The organism is Polaribacter litoreus (assembly GCF_054584775.1).
Map to the genome: position 1 here is coordinate 41,955 of NZ_JBTLRD010000008.1, position 21,156 is coordinate 63,110.

Here is a 21,156-nt window from a genome sequence, read left to right on the forward strand (position 1 = left end):
CCTTCGCTTTGGGAAGGTTAGGATGGGCATTTTTTTTTCACTATTTTTGCACAACTTCAGGGATGATTTCTTTCCCACGCTGAATTTTCAGGACTTTCTGAAAGGATAAAGGTAGAACAGGAATGTTTTTAGTATAAACATTTAAAGTGATTAAAATGACTGTTTTAGACAAATTAAGTTCGCAAGAAGCGATTGAATTAGAAAACAAGTATGGTGCGCATAATTATCATCCACTGCCAGTGGTTTTAAGTAAAGGTGAAGGTGTGCATGTTTGGGATGCAGAAGGGAAAAAGTTTTATGATTTCTTATCTGCCTATTCTGCTGTAAATCAAGGGCATTGTCATCCAAAAATTGTAGATGCAATGGTGAATCAGGCAAAAACATTAAGCTTAACTTCAAGAGCTTTTTACAATGATATGCTTGGAAAATATGAAAAATTCGCCACAGAATTATTCGGATTTGACAAGTTATTGCCAATGAACACGGGTGCAGAAGCTGTGGAAACTGCATTAAAAATAGCTAGAAAATGGGCGTATGAAGTAAAAGGAATTGATGAAAATAAAGCCGAAATTATAGTTTGTGAAAATAATTTTCACGGACGTACAACTACCATTATTTCGTTTTCTAACGATCCTGTGGCACGTAAAAATTTTGGACCTTATACCAAAGGCTTTATTAAAATTGAATATGATAATTTACAAGAATTGCAAGAAGCGTTGGAAAATAATCCTAATGTTGCTGCTTTTTTAGTAGAGCCTATTCAAGGAGAAGCAGGAGTATATGTGCCTTCTGAAGGCTATTTAGCAGCTGCAAAACAATTGTGTGAAGATTATAATGTATTATTTATTGCAGATGAAGTACAAACTGGAATTGCAAGAACTGGTCGTTTATTAGCTACTTGCGGAAATTGTGCTTGTGCAGATAAAAATTGTTCTGGAACTCCTGAAGTAAAACCAGATATTTTAATTTTAGGAAAAGCATTAAGTGGTGGTGCATATCCTGTTTCTGCAGTTTTGGCTAATGATGCGATTATGAATGTAATTAGACCTGGAAATCATGGTTCTACATTTGGTGGAAACCCTATTGCTGCTGCTGTGGCAATTGCTGCTTTAAACGTGGTAAAAGATGAAAATTTAGCGGAAAATGCAGATAAATTAGGTGAGCTATTTAGAACTGAATTGACAGAATTTTGTAAAACAAATGATTTGGTAAAATCAGTTCGTGGAAAAGGTTTGCTAAACGCGATTTTAATTAACGATTCTGAAGATAGTTCTACAGCCTGGGATATATGCATCAAACTAAGAGATAATGGTTTGTTAGCAAAACCAACCCATGGAAATATCATTCGTTTTGCACCACCTTTGGTAATGAATGAAGAGCAGTTACGTGATTGTATTGCTATTATAAAAAAGACAATTACTGATTTTGGCGAATAATATTGACTTATAAATTAGTGCAAGCCACAAAATCTCAAATTTAATGTTGCGATTTTGTGGCTTCTTTTTTTTATTTTTGATAAGTTACAATTTAAAACAATTTAAAAACGATGAAAAGCCCATTAACCCAATTAGAGCAATTAGTATTAACTTCAAAATCGAAAGGTTTTTTAAGAGAAATAGGTAGATGGTGTTTTTTCTTTTCTATCTTAGGATTTATAAGTATTTTATTGTTTGTAGTAGTCGCTATTTTGATGGGTACAGTGTATGCACCCATGTTAGATATGGCAACTCAAGCACAAGGTATTTCTAACATGGGTACCTATTTAATGATTGTGTATTTTTTAGCTGCAATTCTTTATATTTTTCCTGTTTTGTATTTGTTTAAATTTTCAAGAAAAATGAAAGAAGCTTTGGCAACTAAAAACGACGATACTTTAGCTGAGGCCTTTAAGAACTTAAAATCGCACTTTAAATTCATTGGAGTTACTACTATTATTGTTATTTCATTGTACGTATTGGTCTTTGTTTTTTCGATTTTTGCCGGTTCTCTGATTTAAAAATTTGAATTAACGCTTAATTGTTATTTTTAGTGGTGTCTTTTTTCTTTTTGCCAAAAAGATTACCTAAAACACCTTTAATTTTATCGGTTGTATCCTCTTTTTTTGCAGTATCTTTTTTTACACCTAACAAATCTGTTAATTTGTTTTTTCCTTTATCAAGTAAATTTTGTTTTTGTTTTTCAACCAAATCTTTTACTAAGTTAGAGGTGGCATCTTTTAGATTTGTAGAAAAGTTTGGGTTGGTAAAACTACCCGTTAAATTGGCTTTTACAGGTACACTTTTTATACTAGCTGCATCTTTTGTTGATAATTTTGAAATAAGGCTGGTAACTTCTGATCCTAAATATTTTACAGGAACATCAAAGGTAACATCATAATTCATTGTATTATTAAAAGTGTGGTTTCCAGAAATTTCTATACCAATATCTTTATAATTTAGAGGAATCGGTTTTACGTTTACTTGTCCATCTTTAAAGGCAAAATACGCGTTAATTCCATCTAAATTTAATTTACTTATATCTAAAAAGTTTACTTTACGGTCTAACAAAGACAAGGTTTTTGAATTGCTTGCGTCTAGTTTTGGGTCTAATAATTTACCAAATAAATTACCAGTAATGGTTTTTAAATTCGGAGTCATATCATCATTTAAATTCCCAGAAACTTCGATTTTAGAGTTTATTTTACCGCCAATGGTTTTTGCAATTGGGGCAATAGATTTTAACATTTCTAAATTGGTAAATGACTCAGAAATATTCAATTGATTTAAGTCTAAATCCATTTTAAAGGATGAGCTTTTTCCTTTGGTAGATACATTACCATCAAAACCAATTTTACCTCCAAAAACATCAGATTTTAAATTTTGTAAGTTTACAGTTTCATCCTTAACATAAATGGTTCCTGAAACATTTTTTAAATTGATATTATCATAGGTTACATTTTTTGCATTTGCTACAATTTTACAATTTAGAAAAGCAGGAATTTTTAGTTGTCTATTTTCTGTTGTGGTTTCTGTTGATGCAGATTCTTCTGTGGTTAAAAAATCATCAACTTTAAAATTGTTAGATTTTAAATTAAAGTTTCCTTTTAACTTTTCATCATTAAATAAAAATCCGTAGAAATTATCTAAGCCACCTTTTACTGAAATGTCTGAATTCCCTGTTTTTGCATCAAAATCTCTTAATTCAATAGCGTTTGTGTTAAAACGGATTTCAGTTTTGTTGATGTAAAAAGCATTCGCTACATCTTTACTATCATATTTAAAATTATCAACACCTATGGTTCCTGCATTTTTAATGTTTTGATATAATCCTTTTTCAATAGCATTCATATCAAAACTCGATGTAACATCCGCAGTTAACATACCTGCCAATTCTTGTTGAATTGGTGCAGGATATACTTTACCAATATTTGCCAAATTCATTTTACCTTTAGCAGATAATTGAATTTTAGGGTTTGTAGTTAAATTGGCAATAGTAGCATTTGTTGCAAATACATCATCATCAATTTTAAAATTCAAATTATTTACGTTTATATAGGTGTCTTTAGTCAACCCTGTTTTGTTAATAATTTTGGCATCGATATTAATATTTTGCACAGCTTTTGGTAAATCAGCATATTTAAACATTGCATTATTTGAGGCAAAAGAAATATCAAAAGCCGGAATTGTAGTTGTAGATAAAGTTCCTTTTACAGTTCCTTTTAAATCAAAATTCCCTTTAGTTTGTATGGTGTTTAAATTTCCAGAATATTGCTTGGGTAATAAAGCCAGTAAGTTTTTAAAACCAGAAGTTGGTGTTTTAAAATTGATGTCGTATAACTGATTTTCATCAACTAATTGAATAAAACCATCGAAATGTAAAGGCAATTGATTAATGTAACCTGTATTTTCTTTAAACGAATATTTACTATTTTTTAAATCAATGCCTAAAATTGCGTCTAAAGAAATAGCAACATCGTGTATATAGTTTACGTTATCATAATCAAAAGATAAAATTGCTTTAGATTGTGTATCTAAATCTAACACATCATCTGCAAAATTTCCTTTTCCTGTATGATTAATACTATTTAAATGCAATTGCATATTAGAGCCTCTATCAATGTAGTTGAAGTTCATATCTTCTAAAGCATAGTCTTGAATACTTAAAGAAAATGTATTTTTTGAAGTTTCTGGAGTTGATTTGTTGTCAGATGGAAGCGCAATATCAAAATTTCCATCGCCTTTTTCATTAAATATAATATTTACTGTACCTTTTGATGTTTTGATGCTTTTTAGCTGTATCGTTTCATCAGCACTTTTAAAAAGTTCTGTAATTTTCATGCTCAAGTTTAGTGATTTGGCTTGGTAAAGAGTATCACCCGTAAAAGGTACTTTATTGGCAAGTATTACATCATTAATTGAAATGTTAGCTAAAGGAAAATCTCTAAAAAAACTCAAATCGGTTTCTGAGAAAGAAAAAGTTGCATTGATATTGGTGTTAACGGTTTTTGTAACCAATTGCTCTATCTTATCTTTAAATAAAAATGGCGCAGAAAATAAAGCAATTATTACAACGAGTAAGGTAATTATACTCCATTTTAAAATTCTTTTTCCTAAGGACTTTTTTTTCTTTTGATTCATAATGAAAGGTCTTTTTATATGGTTACAAAGTTACTTTATTTAAAAAACCATTTTTGTTTATTTGATGTTAAATGTAACTCAAAAAAAAATCCAACCTTATTCAGATTGGATTTGTATAATTTATCGTCTAAGTGATTAAACTCCAAATAATTCATTTACTCGTTCTTGCATTACTTCTTGATCTTGAAAAGCATCCCATCCAATTTTATTAATTAGCCAAACAATGGCCAATAAAAACACGAGATTTAAAATTATACCAATAATACCTGTTATTTTACCAGCCTTTGCGCTACCAGCTCCTTTAAAGTTATCTGGGTCTGTAGCATTTATTTTTAATGCTTTGTTTCCTAAAAAAAAGGCAACAATACCTAAAGGCAAGCCAAGAACACCATAACATAAACAAGTTAAAATTGATAAGATTCCTAAAACTAAAGAAACTGTTGCATTGGGTAAATTTTTTCTTTCCATTTTTAATTTTTAATTAATAAATATTGGTTTCATTTTAATTACATAACTAACAATTACTATAGCTACATTAACAAAAGCTAAATTAATAATAATTTTTTTTCCTTTTGCAAATTTGAATTTTAAATTTAACAGAAAAAAAATGAATAAAAGTAATAGCGAATATATGGCTGGATATAAATTATAAGCTTCTATAAAATTCCCTTTACAAACAAGTACTAATGCTCTTTGAATACCACAACCTGGGCATTCTAACCCAAAAAGATACTTGTTTAAACAGGGTATCATAAAATCTTCAATTTCAAATCCCATTTTTTTATTTAAAAGGATTCATTCCTGGAATGTTTGGCATTCCACTTTTGGCAGCATTGGCCATTTCAACTTCATTAATGTTAGAGGCTTTTTCTAAAGCTTTATTTAAGGTGATGATTAAATAATCTTCTAACTCTTCAGCATCATTGAGTAAACTTTCGTCAATTGCTATATTTTTAATTTGTCTGTTGGCAGTTAGCGTTACTTTTATTTTACCATCAGAAGAAGCTTCATCTACCAAAACAGTGTTTAATCTTAGTTTTGTTTTTTCTACTTCTTCTTGTGCCTTTTTCAATTTGTCCATCATTCCAGATAAGTCTCCAAACATAGTGTACTTGTTTTAATTTTAGATACAAATTTACAAATTTCAAAATAAAATTAACTGAGCAAAAACGTTGTAAATATTCAGTTTTGAATAAATATTATATGCTATTTTTGCATCCGCTTGTAAAATGATATTCTTATGATGAAAAGTAGTGATGCAAAACCACCAATTGCAGATAAAATTATAACAAAATTAGAAAAACATAATGATGTTAGAATAGATAATTATTTTTGGATGCGTTTGTCTGACGATCAAAAATTAGCACCAATTAAAGATGAGCAAACTCAAAAAGTAGTTGATTATTTAGAATCAGAAAATGAATATTATAACAAAGTAACAGGTTTTACCCTAGAATTTCAAGAAGAGTTATTCAACGAAATGAAAGGTAGAATTAAAGAAGACGATGCCTCTGTACCCTATAAAAGTAATGGTTATTACTATATAACTCGTTTTGAAATTGGAAATCAGTACCCAATCTACAGTCGAAAAAAAGAAACTTTAGAGACTGAAGAAGAAATTATATTTGATGTAAATAAATTAGCCAAAGGATTTGATTATTTTAAATTAGGAGGCTTAAATATTTCGCCAAACAATAAGTTGGCCGTTTTTGCTACAGATACTGTAAGTAGAAGACAGTATTTTTTACGGATTAAAAACTTAGAAACAGGAGAAATTTATAAGGATATTATTGATAATACAACAGGAGGATCTGTTTGGGCAAATGATAATAAAACTATTTTTTACACCAAAAAAGATCCAACTACACTACGAAGTTCTAAAATATACAGGCATGTTTTAGGTACACCAACCTCAGAAGATGTTGAAGTATATCACGAAAAAGACGAAACTTTTGGTACTTATGTAACCAAATCAAAATCAAAAAAATATATTATCATTGGCTCTTATAGTACACTATCTACTGAAGCTCAATATCTGGATGCAGACAATCCTACAGGAGAGTTTACAATGTTACAGAAAAGAGAAAAAGATTTAGAGTATAATGTAGCGCATTACAAAGATCATTTTTACTTATTAACGAATAAAGACAATGCTACCAATTTTAAATTGATGAAAACTTCGGTTGCTAAAACATCAAAAGAAAATTGGGTAGATGTAATTCCTCATAGAAAAGATACTTTATTAGAAGATTTTTCAATTTTTAAAGATTATTTGGTTCTTGAAGAACGTACCAATGGTTTAAATAAAATAAGAATAAAACGTTGGGATGAAACCGAAGATTATTATTTGCCTTTTGATGAAGAAACCTATTCTGCAAATGTGTATGGTAATCCAGAATTTGATACAGATATAATCCGTTATTCTTATAATTCGTTTACAACTCCTAGCTCAGTAATCGATTTTAATATGGCAGATAAAACCAAAGATGTTAAGAAAGAACAAGAAGTTTTAGGCGGAAAATTTAACAAAGAGAATTACAAAAGCGAAAGAGTTTGGGTAACAGCTAGAGATGGAAAAAAAGTAGCCATTTCATTGGTTTATCATAAAGATACCAAGCTAAATGAAAATACCCCACTTTTACAATATGCTTATGGTTCTTATGGTTATACCATTCCTGATAGTTTTTCTACAACACGTTTAAGTTTATTAGACAGAGGTTTTGTGTATGCGTTAGCACATATTAGAGGAAGTGAATATTTAGGACGCTCTTGGTACGAAGAAGGTAAAATGTTAAACAAGAAAAATACTTTTTACGATTTTATAGATTGTTCTAAATTTTTAATTGACAAAAAATATACATCAGCCAAGCATTTATATGCAATGGGCGGTTCTGCAGGTGGTTTATTAATGGGCGCTATTGTAAACATGAACCCTGAATTGTATAATGGAATTATAGCAGCTGTACCTTTTGTTGATGTAATTTCTACCATGTTAGATGATAGCATTCCGTTAACAACTGGGGAATATGATGAATGGGGAAACCCGAATGAAAAGGAATTTTATGATTACATAAAATCGTATTCTCCTTACGATCAAGTAGAAGCCAAAGATTACCCCAATATGCTGGTAACCACAGGTTATCATGATAGCCAAGTACAATATTGGGAACCTGCAAAATGGGTAGCAAAATTAAGAGAACTAAAAACAGACGACAACGTTTTGTTATTGCACACTAATATGGAAGCTGGTCATGGAGGTGCTTCAGGTAGATTTGAAGCTTTAAAAGAAACGGCAAAAGATTACGCTTTCTTTCTAGCACTAGAAAATAAATTAAAGTAGTATTTAATTCATGTAAAATCAATTTTGTAATTCAAATAGGTTACGTACTTTTGCAACTGATTAAAAATTAAAAAATAGACGTCATTTTAAGCTTTTTGAAGCAATCGAGTATCAAAAGATATCTTCATCATTTAAAACCTTAAAGATGTTTTACTTTTTAGAATTTTAGAATGACAAGAAATCAAGGGATAAACAATACTATTTTAGATTTGGTTGGAGAAACACCATTGGTGAAACTTCAAAGGGTAACCAAGAAATTAAAAGGTAAGTACTATGCTAAATTAGAGGCATTTAATCCTGGTTTGTCTCAGAAAGACAGAATTGCACTTCATATTGTAGAAAATGCCGAAAAAAAAGGGATCCTTAAAAAAGGCGCAACAATTGTAGAAACTACTTCAGGCAATACAGGCTATAGTTTGGCAATGATTGGTTTGGTAAAAGGCTACAAATGTATTTTAGCAGTATCAGACAAATCGTCACAAGATAAAATCGATTTATTAAAAACAATGGGGGCAGAAGTACATGTTTGTCCTGCAAATGTTTCTGCAGATGATCCTAGATCATATTACGAAGTTGCCAAAAGAATTCATAAAGAAACCTCAAACTCGGTGTATATAAATCAGTATTTTAATGAGTTAAATACAGAGGCGCACTATAGAACCACAGGACCAGAAATTTGGGAACAAACCCAAGGTAAAGTAACACATATAGTAGTTGCAAGTGGTACTGGAGGTACAATTTCTGGAACTGGAAAATACTTGAAAGAGCAAAATCCAAAAATAAAAGTTTTAGGAGTAGATGCAATTGGTTCTGTATTGAAAAAGTATCATGAAACTGGTGAGTTAGATTTAAATGAGGTATCTCCGTATAAAATTGAAGGTCTAGGAAAAAATTTAATTCCAACTGCTACTGATTTTGATGTAATTGATATTTACGAAAAAGTAAGCGATAAAGACGCTGCTTTTGCATCAAGAGAAATTGTAAAAAAAGAAGGGATTTTTTGTGGATATACCTGTGGTGCTGTATTGCAAGCCACAAGACAATACGAAAAACAACATTATTTTAATAAAGATAGTTGTGTAGTGCTAATTTTTCCTGATCATGGTTCTAGATATATGAATAAAATTTATAACGATGCCTGGATGAAAAAGCAAGGCTTTCTTTAAAAACTAAAACTACTTAACAATTTGATAAACTGCAAAAAAAGCGGTTAATTTGCACTTCGAAACAAAATCAAAAAAAACGATTATGGTGAATGATTTATTTGATAGAATAATTGCAGATAAAGGACCTTTAGGAAAATGGGCAGATAAGGCAGAAGGATACTATGTTTTTCCTAAATTAGAAGGGCCAATTTCAAATAGAATGTCGTTTAATGGTAAAAAAGTAGTTACTTGGAGTATCAACGATTATTTAGGTTTGGCAAATCATCCAGAAGTTTTAAAAGTAGACGGAGAAGCTGCTTTAGAACATGGAATGGCTTACCCAATGGGTGCTAGAATGATGTCTGGCCACACACCTTTGCATGAACAATTAGAACGTGAATGTGCTGAATTTGTAAACAAAGAAAAAGCGTATTTATTAAATTTTGGCTATCAAGGTATTATGTCTGCCATAGATGCTTTAGTAACCAAAAATGATGTAATTGTATACGATATCGATACACATGCATGTATTATAGATGGTGTTCGTTTACACGCTGGTAAACGTTTTGTATACAAGCATAATGATATGGAGAGTTTTGAGAAAAACATCAAACGTGCTAAAAGAATGGCAGAAAAAACAGGCGGAGGAATTTTAGTAATTTCTGAAGGTGTTTTTGGAATGCGTGGAGAACAAGGACGTTTAAAAGAAATTGTTGCATTTAAAAAAGAATATAATTTCAGGCTTTTAGTAGATGATGCTCACGGATTTGGTACATTAGGAGAAGGAGGTAGAGGAACTGGTTTTGAGCAAGGTGTACAAGATGATATTGATGTGTATTTTGCAACTTTTGCAAAATCAATGGCAGGAATAGGAGCTTTCTTGGCAGGAGATAAAGACGTAATTCAATTTTTACAATACAATTTACGTTCTCAAATGTTTGCAAAATCTTTACCAATGGCAATGGTTAAAGGTTCTTTAAAACGTTTAGAAATGATTCGTACCATGCCAGAATTAAAAGAAAAGTTGTGGAAAAACACCAATGCTTTACAATCTGGCTTGCGCAATGCAGGTTTTGATCTGGGAACTACGCAAACTTGTATAACACCTGTGTTTTTAAAAGGTGATATCCCTGAAGCAATGGCTATGGTAAATGACTTACGAGAAAACCATGGAATTTTTTGTTCAATTGTGGTGTATCCAGTAATTCCTAAAGGATTAATTATTTTAAGATTAATACCAACAGCAACACATACACAAGAAGATATAGATGAAACCATTACTGCCTTTACTGCAATTAGAGAAAAATTAGAAAACGGAACATATAAAAATATAGCTGCGAGTATTGCTTAATGTATTTAAATCATCATAAAAAAACCGAGCACAAAATGCTCGGTTTTTTTATGATGATTTTTTACTTGATATTCATAAATTATTTTGCGGGTAAAACTTTACCAACACATTCACCAAAACCAATACGTACTTTATCATTTTTACAATGAGCACGCATAATTACAGTATCATTGTCTTCTATAAATTTACGGGTTGTGCCGTCTTTTAATTTTACAGGATTTTGACCTTTCCATGTTAATTCTAGCATAGAACCATAACTGTCTTTAGTAGGGCCAGAAATGGTTCCAGAGCCCATCATATCACCAGCTTCAACAGGGCAACCATTTACGGTATGATGTGCCAATTGTTGCGCCATGGTCCAATACATATACTTAAAGTTAGAATTGGCAACAACAGTTTCATCGCCGTTTTCTGGCTGAATTGCAACTTGTAAATTAATATCGTAACTACCTTTTCCTTCTTGTTTTAAATACGGTAAAGGCTCATAAACTTGCTCAGGATTATCTACTCTAAAAGGTTCTAAAGCATCTAAAGTAACAATCCAAGGAGAAATGGTAGAAGCAAAACTCTTCCCTAAAAATGGTCCAAGAGGTGCATATTCCCAAGCTTGTATATCTCGTGCAGACCAATCATTAAATTGTACCAAACCAAAAATATATTCTTCAGTTTCGTCAATAGGTATTCTATCACCTAAAACATTGGCATCAGTTGTAATAAACGCCATTTCTAATTCAAAATCTAATAATTTAGAAGGACCAAAACCAGGGGTTGTACTTCCTTCAGCAGGCTTTGTTTGTCCATAAGGTCTTCTAATTGGTGTTCCTGATGGAATTATAGATGAACTACGCCCATGATAACCAATTGGTATGTGTAACCAATTTGGTAATAGTGCATTTTCTGGATCTCTAAATAAAGAACCTACATTGGTTGCGTGTTCTTTGCTTGCGTAAAAGTCTGTATAATCACCTATAGCAACAGGCAATAACATTTCAACTTCATCCATTCTAAAGATAATTTTATCTTTATGGTTGGCATTATCTCTTAAAGAGCCATTAGTTACATCAAAAACTTCTGCAATTCTGTTACGTACCAAACGCCATGTTTTACGACCGTCTGCAATAAAATCATTTAAATTGTCTTGTAAAAACATGTCGTCTGTTAGTGGTATACCATCAAAATAACCTAATTGATGAAAAGCACCTAGATCAATAGCATAGTCGCCAATTCTGCTTCCTATGGTAATAATATCATCTCTTGTTATAAAAACGCCAAAGGGGATATTTTGAATAGGAAAATCGGAATTCTCTTTAACTTTTAACCAAGATTTTCTTTTAGGATTATTTGCTGTTATGATCATTATAAAGATTTTTATTTTTCTCAAACCTACATAATTTTTTATCAAAAAAAAATAAATTTTCTATGAAAAATTCAATTTTAAGATTACTTTAATCTATTCAAATTCATTATTAATAAAATGTTGAAAACATCAACAAAATACTTTCTTTAAGTACTCGATTTTAATTATTTTTGGCTTTTAAACTAATAATAGCAATAATGCAAATAGATAATCAAATTTTTGACCTTATTCAGGAGGAAAAAGAAAGACAATTAAATGGTTTAGAGTTAATCGCTTCAGAAAACTTTGTAAGTGATCAAGTAATGCTGGCACAAGGCTCTGTATTAACCAATAAATATGCAGAAGGATACCCTGGAAAAAGGTATTATGGGGGTTGCGAAATTGTTGATATTGTAGAACAAATTGCCATAGACAGAGCTAAAGAATTGTTTGGTGCAGAATATGTAAATGTTCAACCACATTCTGGTTCTCAGGCAAATACGGCTGTTTTTGCAGCGTGTTTAAAACCTGGAGATAAAATTTTAGGTTTTGATTTATCTCATGGAGGACATCTAACACATGGTTCTCCTGTAAATTTTTCAGGAAAATTATACAATCCTGTTTTTTATGGAGTTGAAAAAGAAACGGGTGTTTTAAATTATGATAAAATTCAAGAAATTGCAACCAAAGAAAAGCCGCAGTTAATTATAGCTGGTGCTTCTGCTTATTCTAGAGATATCGATTTTGAGCGCTTTAGAGTCATAGCAGATTCTGTTGGAGCTATTTTAATGGCTGATATTTCTCATCCTTCAGGAATGATAGCTAAAGGAATTTTGAATGACCCAATTCCGCATTGTCACATTGTTACTACTACTACTCACAAAACATTACGTGGGCCAAGAGGAGGAATGATTATGATTGGTAAAGATTTTGAAAACCCGTTTGGAGAAACGTTAAAAAGTGGAAAACCCAAAATGATGTCCACCTTATTAAATTCTGCTGTTTTTCCAGGAAATCAAGGAGGTCCTTTAGAGCATGTTATTGCTGCAAAAGCAATTGCTTTTGGTGAGGCATTAACAGATGAGTTTTTAGAATATCAAATTCAAGTAAAAGAAAATGCTGCTGCAATGGCAAAAGAATTTGTAGCAAAAGGATATAATTTAATATCTGGAGGAACTGACAACCACTGTATGTTAATTGACTTACGTAACAAAAATATTTCTGGTAAGGATGCTGAAATTGCATTGGGTAAAGCAGATATTACTGTTAATAAAAATATGGTTCCATTCGATGATAAAAGTCCGTTTGTTACTTCAGGAATTCGTGTAGGTACTCCTGCAATTACTACAAGAGGTTTAAAAACTGAAGATATGAAAGCGGTTGTTGATTTTATTGATGAAGCAATTCAAAATGCAGATAATGATGAAGCTTTACACGAAATTGGAGAACGTGTCTCAGAGATGATGAGATCTCGCAGATTGTTTGTGATGTAAGTTCTTTTTTCTTTTTAAATAATAACACCACTTTTGTTTCAAGTGGTGTTTTTTTTTTGCAATTTTTAAATTATAGATAAAATTATAAAACCTATTAACGAGGTTATAAAGGTAGTTAATAAAATAGGTCCAATATTCTTATTTAATATTTTTGTGTATTTATCTACTCCAGCAACTGCGGCTGCAGAAATAATATTAAACAAGCAAATAGCATTGCCTAAAGAAGCGCCATTTAATTGCATAGCTAAAATTAATTCTGTAGAGAAGTTTAAATTTTCTGCTGAATTGTATTGCACAGACCCAAAAATAATATTAGAAACAGTAGTACTACCTGTTATAAAAGTACCCATTACACCAATAAAAGGACTAATTAATGGGTAAGCATTGCCTGTTTTTGAAAATAATATAGACATAGTTTCTATCATAGAAGGCATTTCTGTACCACTAGATAACATTAATTGCGTAATGCCTAATGATGGAAACAAAATTAAAAAAATACTTAACGTTTTGTTTAGTACTGGTTTTAACTTCATTTTATGGTTTTTACCCAAAAGAGCTGCACAAAGCGAAGCAATAGCAAAAGGGAAAAGTGGAGATCTAAAAGGTTGAAATGATGCACTTACATCAGAATTAAACATATTATCAAACGATAATTTAAAAGAGATTAAGGGCTCAATAGCAGTTACTATTTTGGGTATCAATAGTAATATAACGAGTACTCCATAAGGTATCCATGGTTTCCAATCTAATTTTTTGTTAGTAAAAAAGAAAAAATACGAAAAAGCCCCCATTATAGTTGCTGATATAACTCCTGTAAGTTCTTGAAGAAAAAATGATAAAACAACAAAAGGTAGGGCAACACTAAAATACAATTTCCAACTATATGCAGAAATCTCTGGATGTTCTTTGACTACAAAACGTTGAATAAAATACAACAATATAGCACCAGAAACAAGCATAAAACAGGAGGCATATACGTAAATTAATTTAACTTGAAATGCTCCTAATTCTAAAGAACCTTGAAAACCAGCAATAACTGGTGTACCAATGGCGCCAGTAATAGCAAATAAACCATCTATTAACAATACCACAACAATAGATAAAATAGGTGAGAAACCTAAAGAAATTAATAAAAGAGGAACAATAGCTCCTGGAGTACCAAAGCCAGCTACACTCTCAAAAAAAGCAGTTAAAAAGAAAGCCAAAAAATAAAATTGAAAGCTCGTATTATGATGTGCTTTTTTTAGAGAACTTTTTATCTGTTCAATAAAACCAACTTCTTCCATATTAGAATGTAGGAGCAACGCACCAAAAACAATCATTAAAATTGAAATTGTATTTATAAAAGCAGTTATTAAAGCAGCAGGAAAAGCAACTAATTTACTATCCCAAATAAAAAATAAAATGGTTGTAATCATAAAACCAGAATAAATACCTGCTTTTACACCTTTTAATAAACTAATTAAAAGTAGCACCAATATAGGTGTTAGCGATAGAACTGAATAAAGAGTGCTCATAAAATTAATGGTTTAAAAAAGTGCATTCAGTGTATTTAAAAAAATGGGAATTATCTTTATACGCTGTTTACAAAGCCCAAAAGTAGTATTACTAATATTTAGCGATTATGATATTTATCAATTAATTTAACATCGAATGAAAAATTTTAATTTAAAAATTACTTTTATTAAAAATTATACTCATTGTTAAAATTTATGTAAGGCCTTGCACTATTAGCATTTCTTTTTTATAAATTTGAAAAAAAACAATATGGACGCATACTTTATAGCTACAGTATTAATTTTTCTTTCGGCAATTTTTGGCTTTATCAATGTCCGTTTTTTAAAATTACCAAATACCATCGGGTTAATGGTAATTACTATACTATTTACATTAGGTGTATTTTTGTTGAGTTATATTGATCCTACATTATTGAATTTAGAGAAATCAATCATTTCTAAAATAGATTTTAAAACTGTTTTGTTAGATGAAATGCTTAGTTTTCTTTTGTTTGCAGGTGCTTTGCATACCAATTTTGAGCAGTTAAAAATTCAACGTTGGCCAATACTCTTATTTTCTACTTTAGGTGTGTTAACTTCTACTTTTTTAGTAGGTGGTGCTATTTTTGGTCTTTTGCAATTGTTTAATTTATCTGTAGATTTTATTTACTGTTTACTATTTGGCGCATTAATTTCGCCTACAGATCCTATTGCTGTATTAGGTATTTTAAAAAAAGCAGGAGTACCTAAAAAATTAGAAACTAAAATTGTTGGCGAATCTTTATTTAATGATGGAGTAGGAGTGGTAGTCTTTTTAACAATTTTTCAAATTGCACAATCTGGTATTGATGATGAAACAACATTTAATGTATTTAAATTGTTTGGTCAAGAGGTTATTGGAGGAGTTGCTCTAGGTGGAATTTTAGGATATATCTGTTATAAATTGATGAAAGCTATTGATGATTATGATATTGAGGTTATTATAACTTTAGCAGCGGTTATGATGGGTACAGTAATTGCACACAAATTACATGTTTCTGCTCCTTTAGCCATGGTAACAGCGGGTTTAATAGTAGGTAATGATACTGTTCGATCTTCATCTATGTCTAAGATTACAGAAAAATACGTTGATAAATTTTGGGAACTTTTAGACATTCTTTTAAATGCAATTCTATTTGTTTTAATTGGTATGGAAATGCTAGTCTTGATTTTAGATGGTAAATACATTCTTATAGGTTTAATTGCTATCCCTATTGTATTACTTTGTAGGTATATATCTTTATTTTTGCCAATTAATATATTTGAAAAAAAATTAGAATTTGTACCCAAAACCAACTTGATTATGACTTGGGGAGGTTTACGAGGAGGCATTTCAATTGCACTAGCACTTGGTTTATCGTCTGAAATGCATCGCGAATTGTTTTTAGTGATTACTTATATTGTAGTTGTTTTTTCAATTATTGCACAAGGCTTAACAGTAGGTAAATTGGTAAATAAGTTTAAAATATAAAAAAAAGTTGCCTGAAAAGCAGATCAACATATTATTATTAGAAGTCTAAAAATCTGTTTTTTTTATTACCAATTCGTAAGATTTTCAGGTTACAATATAAATAACAAGGTTTAATACTTTTTAGACAACTTTCTTTTAGTCTAGATACTAAAAATTACCAACTTTTAATTTCTTCGGCGATTTCATCTTTGGTCTTTCCATATTTTTCTTGGATTTCTCCAATCAGTTTTTCTTTTTCACCTTCAGCTTCTAAAGTTTCATTATTGGTAATTTCACCATATTTTTCTTGAAATTCTCCTTTAATTTGTTTCCACTTTCCTTCATTTGTGTCATTATTCATAATTGTAAATTTTAAATGTTAATACTTATTGTTCTTCAAAATCAAAATTTATTCGTTTTGAATTTTGTCAGCAACCTTTTTATTTGAATTGCTTGTAGCAGAATGTGTCTGCTTTTCTAGTTTGTCTTTATCAGTGCCCTCTAATCTATTTTTGGATGCATCTTGATCTTTATAATCATCATCTTTAACGGTTCCTTTTAAAGGATGAAGCTTATCTTCGTGTTTATCTTCAGCATTTCCTTTCGTTACATTCTCAGCACTTTTTTGTTTATTTTTTTTATCCATTATTTTATTTCATTAATTTTTCTAAGATTTTTTTCTGTAAATTATCGCTACTTTCTTTAACCTTACTCACATCTTCAATGTCTTTACCGATTAAAATTTCAGAATTATTTTTATCCTTTTCTTTATTTAAAATTTTAGTTTTTTCGGTTTGTATGGTTTGTTCCCCTTTAACATTTTTAGTGATTCCATCTGTTTTTTCATTTGTAAAAAGTTTCTCTTCATTTTTTGTCTTCATATCACTATTATTTTAACATTAACTTCACTACAAATGTAAAGCGATGCTAATGTTTGAGTTAACGACATCGATGCTAATATTAACTCATTAGCTAAAATGATATGAGAAAATGGAAATGTAATTGGTTTTTTTATACACTGGTATTAATTACATTAAAAATGCTGTTATTCAGGTTTTAAGTTGTGTGAATTTTAACCAATTGCAAAGCAAAATACATTTATGTATTTGTACTTATATAAAAGGGAATTGTAGGTGTTTGAATAGCTCTAAGATTTTGGCTATTGATTCATTACATGAAATAAAATATTTTTCAATAATTGTTTCATAGAAAACAACAAAATAGGTAACAATCGATATTTTTTTGACTATCACAGAAAAAAATTAGAGAAATAATAAATTCTATTTTGTAAAACGCCATCGAAAAGTAAAAGAATTTCTACATCTTATTGTTTAGCCCTTTCAATAATATTATCAGGTAAAGATTTTTTGGCTTTTGCTCCCATTTTCTTTAGCTTTTCAACGCTTGTAATTAAGTTTCCTCTTCCATCAAACAATTTATTCATAGCATTAGAATATTCTTTTTTACTATCATCAATACGTTTTCCTATAGCAATTAAATCTGCCAATAAACCATTAAATTTATCATACAATGCACCAGCTTGTCTTGCAATTTCCATGGCATTTCTTTGCTGTTTTTCGTTATTCCACATAGAATCTATGGTGCGCAAAGTAGCCAATAATGTAGAAGGTGTAACAATTACAATATTTTTCTCAAAAGCCTTATTATACAAATGGTTATCTGCATTTAAAGCTACAGCAAAAGCAGGTTCTATTGGGATGAATAACAATACAAAATCAGGCGATTCTATTTGATATAAATCTTCGTATTTTTTGGCTGATAATTGTTCGATATGACGTTTTAAAGAATTGATGTGCTCTTTTAAAAACTGTTCTTTTTTAGTTTCATCATCTTCATTAATAAATTGCTCATAAGCGGTTAATGAAACTTTAGAGTCTACAATCATTTTTTTGTTATCTGGCAGATGAATCACTACATCAGGTAACACTCTTTTGCCCTCATCAGTAGTAAAACTTTGCTGTACAAAGTACTCTCTATCTTTTTCTAAGCCAGACTTTTCTAAAACTCGCTCTAAAACCAATTCGCCCCAGTTTCCTTGCATTTTACTATCACCTTTTAAGGCTTTCGTTAAATTTAAAGTATCTTTACTCATTTGTTGATTGAGCTCTTTTAGGCCTAAAATTTGCTGACGTAAAGCCGCATGATAATCAATACTTTCTTTATGGGTTTTATCTACTTTATCTTCAAAAACTTTAATTTTTTCTTGTAGTGGGTTTAAAATGTTTTTGATGTTCTCTTTGTTTTGTTCTGTAAATTTATTAGACTTTTCTTCTAATATTTTATTAGCTAAAACTTCAAAATCATTGGTAAATTTTTTCTGTAATTTTTCAACTTCGGCTTTGTGTTCTTCTAATTTTAGCTGTAAGTTTTTTATTTCTGAATCTTGACGTGTATTTAATTGTAGTAAGTTTTCTTTTTCTTGCTGACTGTTTTTTACCTCTTTTTGCAGTTCAATAAAATTGTTTTCTGCCAAATCTTTAGATTGTTGTAATAAAACAACACGTTCTTGCAAAGTAGACTTTTCTTTTTCTACATTGGTTTTTTCTTTTTCGAAATTTAATTTTGATAATATTTTTCCGATATAGAAACCTATCAAACTAAAAATCAATGCTATGATAACATAAGCCAAAATCTCGTTCATATAATACTTTTTAACAGCGTAAAAGTAAGGAATATTATACTTTTTGTAACGATTATTATTTTTGTGAAATAGTTAAAATGATATTTTATTACATTAAAATAAGTTTTAATGTTAAGATAATTAATCCTTAATTTCGTTGATTTATTAAAAAGTCGATGAAAACAATAGCAAGATTTATTTTATTTACAATTTTAGGATGGAAGTTTGAGGGAGATTTTCCTAAAAACATTAAAAAATATGTAGTAATTGCTGCACCTCATACCAGTTGGGTAGATTTTCCTATTGCTATCTTATCAAGAATGGCATCTGGTGTTATGGTTAATTTTATTGGTAAAGATACGCTATTTAAAGGTCCTTTTGGTTTCTTTTTTAGGGCTTTAGGTGGTACACCTGTAAATCGTAGTAAAAGTGCAAATTTGGTTGATGCTATTGTTCAAATTTTTGACTCAAAAAAAGAGTTTCGTTTGGGTTTATCACCAGAAGGAACACGAAAAAAAGTTTACAAATGGAAAACAGGTTTCTACTATATAGCTAAAGGTGCCAACGTACCTATAGTTATGGCAACGTTAGATTTTGAAAATAAACAAATAAAATTTTCTGAACCTTATTACCCTACAGATAACAAAGAAAAAGATTTTGCTTATTTTGAGGGGTTTTTCTTTAATGTTAAGGGGAAAAACCCTGAGTTATCCTAATTTTTTTTTAAAAACCATAACAAAAAACTACTTTTATCTTATGTTTCTTTTGATTTAAAAATATAGGGATTTTTTTATCTAAAAAGAAAAGCATAGTTTTTCATTGTTACAAATTGTTACAACTAGGTCTCCAAAAAGTAATTTTTGGAGATTTTTTTATGGTAGGTAACAATTGCGTTATTTGAATGGATTAAATTTCTAATTTAAATTGATTTTCATTAATTTTTATTGGTAGTTTTTTGCAACTTTTTTAACAATACCAACAATAACTTCTGTTGCTTTTTGCATAGATTCTACAGGAATATATTCAAAACGACCATGAAAATTATGACCACCAGCAAAAATATTTGGGCAAGGCAAACCTTTGTAAGATAATTGTGAACCATCAGTACCACCGCGAATTGGTTTTATTAAAGTTCTAATGCCAATTTCTTGCATTACTTCTTCTACAATATCAACAATATGTAGTACAGGCACAATCTTTTCTTTCATGTTAAAATATTGATTTTTAATTGTAACAGATACCAATTCTTTATGCCAGCGTTTGTTGAAATCAGAGGCAATTTTTTGCATTAAAAACTTCCTTTTTTCAAACAAATCGAGGTCGTGATCTCTAATAATATATTCTAAAATCGTCTTTTCTACATCACCTTTTATATCATATAAGTGAAAAAAACCTTCGTAATTGTCTGTTTTTTCAGGCACTTCTTCTGATGGAAGTGCCGCAATAAACTCATTTGCAATTAACATAGCATTGATCATTTTACCTTTTGCATAACCTGGGTGTACAATTTTTCCCTTAATCGTAACAATTGCTGACGCTGCATTAAAATTTTCATATTCTAACTCGCCAATCTGGCTGCCATCCATAGTATATGCCCAATCTGCACCAAATTTTTCTACATCAAATAAATGTGCTCCTTTGCCAACTTCTTCATCTGGTGTAAAACAAATTCTAATTTTTCCATGTTTAATTTCTGGGTGATTTACCAAATATTCCATAGCAGATACAATTTCTGTGATGCCTGCTTTATCATCTGCGCCTAATAAAGTTGTACCATCTGTGGTAATTAAAGTTTGCCCTTTGTATTGCAATAAATCATCAAAATCATTTGGAGAAAGTACAATATTTTGTTCTTCATTTAGTATGATGTCTTTTCCATCATAATTGTTGATGATTTGCGGTTTTATGTTATTTCCTGTAAAATCTGGACTTGTATCTATATGAGCAATAAAACCAATTGTTGGTACTTTATAATCGATATTACTAGGTAAAGTTGCCATTAAATAACAATTGTCATCGAGCTCAACATCTTGTAAGCCAATTTTTTTGAGCTCTAGTTCTAATAGTTTTGCCAAATCCCATTGTTTTTCTGTACTCGGAAAAGCTGGATTATTAGGATCTGATTCTGTATCTATAGTTACATATTTTATAAAACGATTTGTAATATGCTGTTTATCAATCATTACTAATTAGAAGTTTAGTTTTAAATTAAAAATAAAGATAATTAAAAAGAGCCAAACGTTATGTAA

At 30.1% G+C, this 21,156-nt stretch carries 19 protein-coding genes; 8 read left to right on the forward strand and 11 right to left on the reverse strand.

What is annotated here, in order from left to right; all coding sequences use genetic code 11:
- The first annotated feature begins 155 nt into the window (after positions 1–155).
- Both rocD and ACW9UN_RS08600 read left to right on the forward strand, forming a co-directional pair.
- Positions 156–1,436: an ornithine--oxo-acid transaminase gene (gene rocD, locus ACW9UN_RS08595; protein WP_459485804.1), complete on the forward strand. Its 1,281-nt coding sequence runs from the start codon at positions 156–158 to the stop codon at positions 1,434–1,436.
- A gap of 110 nt (positions 1,437–1,546) precedes the next feature.
- Complete coding sequence (locus ACW9UN_RS08600) at positions 1,547–1,996, forward strand: DUF5362 family protein (protein ID WP_459485806.1); 450 nt, start codon at positions 1,547–1,549, stop codon at positions 1,994–1,996.
- 16 nt (positions 1,997–2,012) lie between these two features.
- Here ACW9UN_RS08600 and ACW9UN_RS08605 read toward each other — a convergent pair whose 3' ends face one another.
- The 4 genes from ACW9UN_RS08605 to ACW9UN_RS08620 all read right to left on the reverse strand — a co-directional run bounded on the left by ACW9UN_RS08605 (position 2,013) and on the right by ACW9UN_RS08620 (position 5,721).
- Positions 2,013–4,616, reverse strand: a complete 2,604-nt coding sequence (locus ACW9UN_RS08605) for an AsmA family protein (protein WP_459485809.1) — start codon at positions 4,614–4,616, stop codon at positions 2,013–2,015.
- 135 nt (positions 4,617–4,751) lie between these two features.
- Positions 4,752–5,084: a CCC motif membrane protein gene (locus tag ACW9UN_RS08610; protein ID WP_459485810.1), complete on the reverse strand. Its 333-nt coding sequence runs from the start codon at positions 5,082–5,084 to the stop codon at positions 4,752–4,754.
- 9 nt (positions 5,085–5,093) lie between these two features.
- Positions 5,094–5,393 (reverse strand): DUF2752 domain-containing protein, encoded by a 300-nt coding sequence (locus ACW9UN_RS08615; protein WP_459485812.1) that lies wholly within the window; start codon positions 5,391–5,393, stop codon positions 5,094–5,096.
- 4 nt (positions 5,394–5,397) lie between these two features.
- The gene (locus tag ACW9UN_RS08620) at positions 5,398–5,721 is read right to left on the reverse strand and encodes a YbaB/EbfC family nucleoid-associated protein (RefSeq protein WP_459485814.1); all 324 of its coding nucleotides are present in this window, start codon (positions 5,719–5,721) and stop codon (positions 5,398–5,400) included.
- A gap of 138 nt (positions 5,722–5,859) precedes the next feature.
- On the opposite strand from ACW9UN_RS08620, the gene ACW9UN_RS08625 reads away from it, so the two are divergent.
- The 3 genes from ACW9UN_RS08625 (at position 5,860) to capB (ending at position 10,452) form a co-directional block, all read left to right on the forward strand.
- A complete protein-coding gene (locus tag ACW9UN_RS08625; protein WP_459485978.1) occupies positions 5,860–7,956 on the forward strand; it encodes a S9 family peptidase in 2,097 nt (698 codons plus the stop codon).
- Positions 7,957–8,126: 170 nt separating this feature from the next.
- Positions 8,127–9,122, forward strand: coding sequence for a cysteate synthase (gene capA, locus ACW9UN_RS08630; RefSeq protein ID WP_459485817.1), 996 nt, complete (start codon positions 8,127–8,129; stop codon positions 9,120–9,122).
- 85 nt (positions 9,123–9,207) lie between these two features.
- Positions 9,208–10,452 carry a cysteate-C-fatty acyltransferase gene (gene capB, locus ACW9UN_RS08635; RefSeq protein ID WP_459485980.1) on the forward strand — a complete coding sequence of 415 codons (1,245 nt, stop codon included), beginning with the start codon at positions 9,208–9,210 and terminating at the stop codon, positions 10,450–10,452.
- 79 nt (positions 10,453–10,531) lie between these two features.
- Here capB and fahA read toward each other — a convergent pair whose 3' ends face one another.
- Complete coding sequence (gene fahA, locus ACW9UN_RS08640) at positions 10,532–11,809, reverse strand: fumarylacetoacetase (protein WP_459485819.1); 1,278 nt, start codon at positions 11,807–11,809, stop codon at positions 10,532–10,534.
- 197 nt (positions 11,810–12,006) lie between these two features.
- On the opposite strand from fahA, the gene glyA reads away from it, so the two are divergent.
- On the forward strand, positions 12,007–13,281 hold the full coding sequence (glyA, locus tag ACW9UN_RS08645) for a serine hydroxymethyltransferase (RefSeq protein WP_459485821.1): 1,275 nt from the start codon (positions 12,007–12,009) through the stop codon (positions 13,279–13,281).
- 65 nt (positions 13,282–13,346) lie between these two features.
- Here glyA and ACW9UN_RS08650 read toward each other — a convergent pair whose 3' ends face one another.
- Positions 13,347–14,798, reverse strand: coding sequence for an L-lactate permease (locus ACW9UN_RS08650; RefSeq protein WP_459485823.1), 1,452 nt, complete (start codon positions 14,796–14,798; stop codon positions 13,347–13,349).
- Between the two features lie 250 nt (positions 14,799–15,048).
- On the opposite strand from ACW9UN_RS08650, the gene ACW9UN_RS08655 reads away from it, so the two are divergent.
- The gene (locus ACW9UN_RS08655) at positions 15,049–16,287 is read left to right on the forward strand and encodes a cation:proton antiporter (protein WP_459485825.1); all 1,239 of its coding nucleotides are present in this window, start codon (positions 15,049–15,051) and stop codon (positions 16,285–16,287) included.
- A 154-nt stretch (positions 16,288–16,441) separates the two neighbouring features.
- On the opposite strand, the gene ACW9UN_RS08660 is transcribed toward ACW9UN_RS08655, so the two are convergent.
- From ACW9UN_RS08660 to ACW9UN_RS08675, 4 genes are all read right to left on the reverse strand, one after another.
- Positions 16,442–16,627: a CsbD family protein gene (locus tag ACW9UN_RS08660; RefSeq protein WP_459485827.1), complete on the reverse strand. Its 186-nt coding sequence runs from the start codon at positions 16,625–16,627 to the stop codon at positions 16,442–16,444.
- Between the two features lie 48 nt (positions 16,628–16,675).
- A complete protein-coding gene (locus tag ACW9UN_RS08665) occupies positions 16,676–16,912 on the reverse strand; it encodes a hypothetical protein (protein ID WP_459485829.1) in 237 nt (78 codons plus the stop codon).
- 4 nt (positions 16,913–16,916) lie between these two features.
- Entirely contained in the window at positions 16,917–17,147 is a 231-nt protein-coding gene (locus ACW9UN_RS08670) for a hypothetical protein (RefSeq protein ID WP_459485831.1), read from the reverse strand.
- A gap of 443 nt (positions 17,148–17,590) precedes the next feature.
- Positions 17,591–18,928: a DNA recombination protein RmuC gene (locus ACW9UN_RS08675; RefSeq protein WP_459485833.1), complete on the reverse strand. Its 1,338-nt coding sequence runs from the start codon at positions 18,926–18,928 to the stop codon at positions 17,591–17,593.
- 155 nt (positions 18,929–19,083) lie between these two features.
- On the opposite strand from ACW9UN_RS08675, the gene ACW9UN_RS08680 reads away from it, so the two are divergent.
- Positions 19,084–19,623, forward strand: a complete 540-nt coding sequence (locus ACW9UN_RS08680) for a 1-acyl-sn-glycerol-3-phosphate acyltransferase (RefSeq protein ID WP_459485835.1) — start codon at positions 19,084–19,086, stop codon at positions 19,621–19,623.
- A 225-nt stretch (positions 19,624–19,848) separates the two neighbouring features.
- Here ACW9UN_RS08680 and pepT read toward each other — a convergent pair whose 3' ends face one another.
- On the reverse strand, positions 19,849–21,090 hold the full coding sequence (pepT, locus tag ACW9UN_RS08685) for a peptidase T (protein ID WP_459485838.1): 1,242 nt from the start codon (positions 21,088–21,090) through the stop codon (positions 19,849–19,851).
- Between the last annotated feature and the right edge of the window lie 66 nt (positions 21,091–21,156).